Annotated in this window: 4 protein-coding genes; all 4 read right to left on the bottom strand. The window is 36.5% G+C overall.

Annotated elements, in window-relative coordinates:
- Positions 1-287: 287 nt before the first annotated feature.
- Entirely contained in the window at positions 288-770 is a 483-nt protein-coding gene (locus Q0Y70_RS09230) for a flavodoxin (RefSeq protein ID WP_297820192.1), read from the bottom strand.
- 141 nt (positions 771-911) lie between these two features.
- Complete coding sequence (locus Q0Y70_RS09225) at positions 912-2,576, bottom strand: polysaccharide biosynthesis protein (protein WP_297820189.1); 1,665 nt, start codon at positions 2,574-2,576, stop codon at positions 912-914.
- A gap of 96 nt (positions 2,577-2,672) precedes the next feature.
- Positions 2,673-5,087 carry a leucine--tRNA ligase gene (gene leuS, locus Q0Y70_RS09220; protein WP_297820186.1) on the bottom strand — a complete coding sequence of 805 codons (2,415 nt, stop codon included), beginning with the start codon at positions 5,085-5,087 and terminating at the stop codon, positions 2,673-2,675.
- A gap of 367 nt (positions 5,088-5,454) precedes the next feature.
- A partial coding sequence (locus Q0Y70_RS09215) for a hypothetical protein (protein WP_297820183.1) occupies positions 5,455-5,975 on the bottom strand: 521 nt, incomplete at its 5' end.

Here is a 5,975-nt window from a genome sequence, read left to right as displayed (position 1 = left end):
ATCCTGATGAAATTGGAACTTATCTAATGTCTCAAGTTTCAGATCCAATGTATGAATCAGCAATGCATGCTTTAGACTACTACAAAAAAGAAAATATTAGAAATTAGTTATGTTATCTCTTTACTTTTTATAAATTACATGATATATTAACCATGTGAGCTAGCTAACGACTGTTATATCGAACAGCTTTATATAACCCACTTCCCATGTAAGTTAAATAAAATTTCCCGTTATTTAACGCTTTCTTCTTTAACTAAAAATCCTTTGCATTAATGCAAAGGATTTTTTTATCTATCAAATGTTTTAGTCCAAGCTTTAATCTGTTCAGGACTATAATTACTTAATCTAGCACCACTCACAAATTTCAACTTAGGATAGCCGTATCTCAAATTCATCTGCGCTTGATAAATCGGTGTCATTTGCGATGTGCAAAAAATTACGATCTTCTTAGATTTCAATAAATCTTCGTTTTTCTCTAAAAAAGTTCGAATAACTTTCGGAGGTTCTCCCCACCATAGAGGAAAGCCCAAAAGTAAAACATCAAAATTATCGCTTAATGCTTCATCTTGAATGTCAGGTCGACATTGTGGATCATTATTTTCCCGATTCGCTCTACAATCTTCTACCGTCCAATTGATGTCTTCAGGTTTATATTCAACTTTTTCTTTAATTTCATGAAAATCTGCATCTAGTAGATTTCCCAATTCTTTAGCTATTTTTTCTGTATTTTGCGTTTTTGAAAAATACGCAATTAAATATTTATTCTTCATCATAACCTCTATAATGACCCATTTTTCTAAAAAAATAAAGTATTAGTTCAAAATTAGTGCTATAATAACTAAACCTTGGCAGGGGCATACTTATATAAGTATCCTAAAAGAGGACTTCAGATTAGTTTGAAGTCCTCTTTTTTATATTCTGATATGTAGTTTTCGTGCTATCCTTTCAACTTTGGTACCCAATATTTTTTGAGCCAAACTCGTTTTCAAGGTTAGAAAAGCATAAAATAAACCGCCAAATGATACACTAATTACTACTAAAATCATAGCAGTAATCCTTCTTGCTGGATCAATAAATTTTCCACCAACTTCGACAATTAAGGTTACTAACAAAAACATTAGTAACGAAAATGCGGCAATACCAATAAACCTTCTACCAGCCCGATTAGCATTGTAATGATATTTAACCCGTAAATGTTTTAATGAAAGCCAAACAGTAATTAATAATCCGATATTGGTTGCAATCAACGGTCCATATACTTTAAATAATTGAATCATTGGCAATTGAACAGCTAATTTTATAATAATACCCAAAATCAAGTACTTTATAGCCATACCATTTTCGGATAAACCTTGTAAGATAGCCATCAATACAGTAAATGACCCCAAACTAATTGCAGTAAACGAAGATAAGTATAAAACATTAGCTCCTAATTGATCAAAACCATAAAAAATTGTATAAACGGGCTTGGCTATTGCTGCCATCCCCAAAGATGCTGGAATCATCACTAATAAAAATAGCTCTAAAGTATTTTCTATTTGGTTTGAAATACTTTCAAAATCTCTTTGTGCATGAGCCCCAGAAAGAAGTGGGATTGCAGTTACAGCCATAGCTGTTGCCAAAGATACTATTATCATAATCAATTTATTCGCATTTAATCCAAATAAAGCATACCAAGACTCAATTTGGTCTGAACTAGCATGGACAAACATGGCGATCATTGGATGAAAGGTATACTGATCAATCAATTGAAAGAAAGTAATTCCCGAATCAATAATAATAAATGGAATAGACTGGGTAATAATTTCTAAAAATATCTCAGCAGTAGAAATCTTAATTGCATGATTTGAATTATCCATTAACTGCTTTAGCTTAGCCCGTCGCCTATAAAGAAACCATAAAAGTAAAACTATCCCGAAAACAGCCCCAATAGCAGCAGCTAAATTAGATTGGATAACTGCTTTTACATATGAGCCATGTTGAACTTGCATAATAAAGTAAGCCGTAGCAAGCATCCATAATACACGAGCAAGTTGTTCAATAAATTGCGACATAGCCGATGGCATCATATCCGCATATCCTTGAAAATACCCACGCATGATACTAAGAATGGGAATCAGCAACACTGCATAAGATAAGCTTCGCATTACAGCAACTTCCCGTGCGTCCGTCTTAGCACCATGAAGGATAGCTCCCATAATATTATCTGTAGCGAGCATAGGAGCTGCATAATACATGATCGCAGCTGATATGATACCAAAAATGGCCATCAAAATTAGTCCACGTCTGAATAATTTTCGTCCAATTTCATATTCATTCAGCGCATTATATTTAGCAACTTGTTTAGCAACAGCACCTGGAATTCCGGCAGTTGAAATAATGATAAACAAACTATAAACATTATAACTTTTAGCAGTCAAGGCATTTGCTATATTACCATGACTCCCCATCCATGCATACCATGGAATAATATAAATTGCACCCAAGATTCGTGAAAAAATTGAACCAAAGGTCATCCAGGCAGACCCTTTGACCATTGTATCTTGAGTAGTATTTTCTTTTGTATTTGTCTCCATAAATTTTCCCTATTAATACGTGCTGAGTCTGTTAAATATCATACTCATAATTGACCGAATTTGTTTCAAATAAATATTATTTAGGAAAAATTTAATTTACTTAGCAACGATGTTAACAATCTTATTTGGAATAACGATGACCTTTTTAACATCTTTTCCTTCTAAGAACTTTTGAACGTGTGGCAATGCCAAAGCTTGCTTTTCTAAGTTACCCTTTGGAGCATCTTTTGCAGCTTCAAACTTACCGCGAAGCTTACCATTCACTTGCACCATAATTTCAACCGTTGATTCCACAAGTTTGGCCGGATCATAAGTTGGCCATTCAGCATAAGTAATTGATTCGTCATGACCAAAAACAGACCAGATTTCTTCCATCATGTGTGGTGCAACTGGTGCCAAAAGCTTTACAAATCCTTCAGCATATTCACGTGGAATTGTCTTAGCCTTTTGAGCAGCGTTGGCAAAGACCATCATTTGACTAATAGCAGTGTTAAAGTGAAGGGCGTCAAAGTCTTCAGTAACCACCTTAACAGTTTCGTTGTAAACCTTATCAAGTTCACCGTCATTTTCATCAACGATCTTTTCTTGTGGGATGGCCTTCAAGTCAAGATCATTAACCATCATACGCCATACACGGTCTAAAAACTTCTTAGTTGAAGCTGGACCATTATCATCCCAGTCGATTGAAGCATCAAGTGGACCCATGAACATTTCGTACATTCTAAGTGAATCTGCACCATATTCATCAATCACATCATCTGGGTTAACCACGTTACCCTTTGACTTAGACATTTTTTCGTGATTCTTTAAGATCAAACCTTGGTTGTAAAGACGTTGGAACGGTTCCTTAGTTGGAACAACACCAAGATCATAAAGAACCTTGTGCCAGAATCTTGCATAAAGCAGGTGACGAACTGCGTGTTCTGCCCCACCAATGTAGAGGTCAACTGGAAGCCATTGCTTTAATAAATCGTAGTCAGCAAGTTCTTTATCATTATGTGGATCAACATAGCGTAAGTAGTACCATGAAGAACCTGCCCAGTTTGGCATAGTATTAGTTTCACGTTTACCCTTGCGGCCATTTTCATCAACCACATTTACCCAATCAGTTAAGTTAGCTAGTGGGCTTTCTGGTGTACCAGATGGCTTAATATTAGTTGCATGTGGCAAGCGAAGTGGCAACTGATCTTCAGGAACTAAAGTGGTTTCGCCATCTTCCCAGTGAATAACAGGAATTGGTTCACCCCAGTAACGTTGACGAGAAAAGTCCCAGTCACGAAGTTTGTAGTTAACTTTAGGACCACCTGCATGATGCTGCTCTAGCCAGTCAATCATACACTTTTTAGCGTCTTCATTATGAAGACCATTTAAGAATTCAGAATTGATGTGGACACCATCACCACCGAAGGCTTCTTTTTCAATATTACCACCTTCAATTACCGGATTAATTGGCAAACCAAACTTAGTTGCAAATTCATAATCACGATCATCATGTGCTGGTACCGCCATTACTGCACCAGTACCGTAACTTGCTAAAACATAGTCAGAAATCCAAATTGGAACTTCCTTACCATTAACAGGATTAATTGCATAAGCACCAGTGAAAACACCAGTCTTATTCTTGTTCAAGTCAGTTCTTTCAAGGTCTGACTTTGATTCAATTTCTTTAATATAAGCATCAACTGCTTCTTTTTGTTCTGGGGTGGTAATTTCTTGTACAAGCTTACTTTCAGGTGCCAGCACTGTGTATGAACAACCAAATAAAGTATCAGGACGGGTAGTAAAAATGTCAAAGCTCTTATCGCTGTCATTAATCTTGAAAGTAACTTGAGCACCAACTGAACGACCAATCCAGTTTCTTTGCATTTCCTTAACTGGTTCTGGCCAATCTAAGTCATCCAAATCTTCAAGCAAACGATCAGCATAAGCAGTCATCTTAAGCATCCATTGCTTCATGTTACGACGGTAAACTGGATATCCGCCACGTTCAGTTTTACCATTAACAATATCTTCGTTAGCAACTACAGTACCAAGGTCTGGTGACCAGTTAACTGGAACTTCAGCCTCATATGCCAAGCCCTTTTTATACATTTGTTCAAAAACCCATTGTGTCCACTTGTAATAATTTGGATCACTGGTTCTAACTTCGCGGTCCCAATCATATGAAAAACCTAGCTTATTCAATTGACGCTTAAAGTTAGCGATATTTTCTTCAGTAACTTTAGCTGGATCTTCCCCAGTTTGAAGTGCGTATTGTTCTGTTGGAAGTCCAAATGCATCCCAGCCCATTGGATGAAGCACATTATAGCCTTGAGCACGTTTCATTCTAGAAACAATATCAGTTGCAGTATAGCCTTCTGGGTGACCAACGTGCAGACCTTTACCAGATGGAAATGGAAACATATCTAAAGCATAGTAATTCTTTTTATTAGGATCAGTTCCTGTCTTAAAAGTATCATGATCAGCCCAATACTTTTGCCATTTCTTTTCTACTGTCTTGTGATTATACATTTAAATCCTCCTAAATAAAAAAGTCCTATGATTATCCAATAATCATAGGACGAGTTATCGCGGTACCACCTAAGTTTCACAATGTATGTGACACTTGATTGTTCTTTAACGCAGAACAAGAAAAACGAAAGATTCTTTATGTAGGACAAGTTCATAAATTCCCCTGAAGTCTCGCACCAAACGACTTCTCTCTGAAAGAAGATTCTTTATTACTACTTCCTAATCTTTTCTTTGTAAACTATAATGATTATAATTTACCACAAATTATAGAAAAAACAAGAGGAGAATAATTTTGAATGATCTAGGACGAAATTATAAAAGTAATTTCTTAATTACTATAATCTTTTTTATTTTATTAAACATTATTTTAGAACAATCCCTCGTTTCCGACATTCTCACTCTGGCGAAGTTTCTCCATAATCTTGTCGGCAATCTCGTCTGACGACAGTTTGATATAGTCAAAGAATGTACGTTGGTCTTTATGGCCACTGACTGACATCATCTGTACGGTGTCGAATAGTCCGGTAAGATAAAGATTGGTAATTCCACTTCTGCGGGCGGTGTGCGATGTAACCAAGTCGTAGCGGTATTTGATAACATCGCCATCTTCGTTACGCATAAATTCTGCATCGCCACGCTCTTCCATTTCTCGTTCGCGCATGGTGAGCTTGGTAATCTCTGTCTTTTGTAACGATGGAACCTCTTCGGATAGTCGTTTGAGTATATCCTTTATATATCTGTTGAGAATGACATCAGAAATCTCTGGGATATTAAAGTCGTAACGCTCGGCAATGCGCAGTAGGTTGTCGTTCATAATGGGAACAACAACCGGAGTACTTGTTTTCTTTTGTATCAAACGGACAACCTTATTGCCTCTAGCAGTGGTGG

Origin of the sequence: uncultured Lactobacillus sp. (genome assembly GCF_947367085.1) — a bacterium.
GTDB lineage: Bacteria > Bacillota > Bacilli > Lactobacillales > Lactobacillaceae > Lactobacillus.
This window is presented reverse-complemented; position numbering and strand designations above follow the sequence as displayed.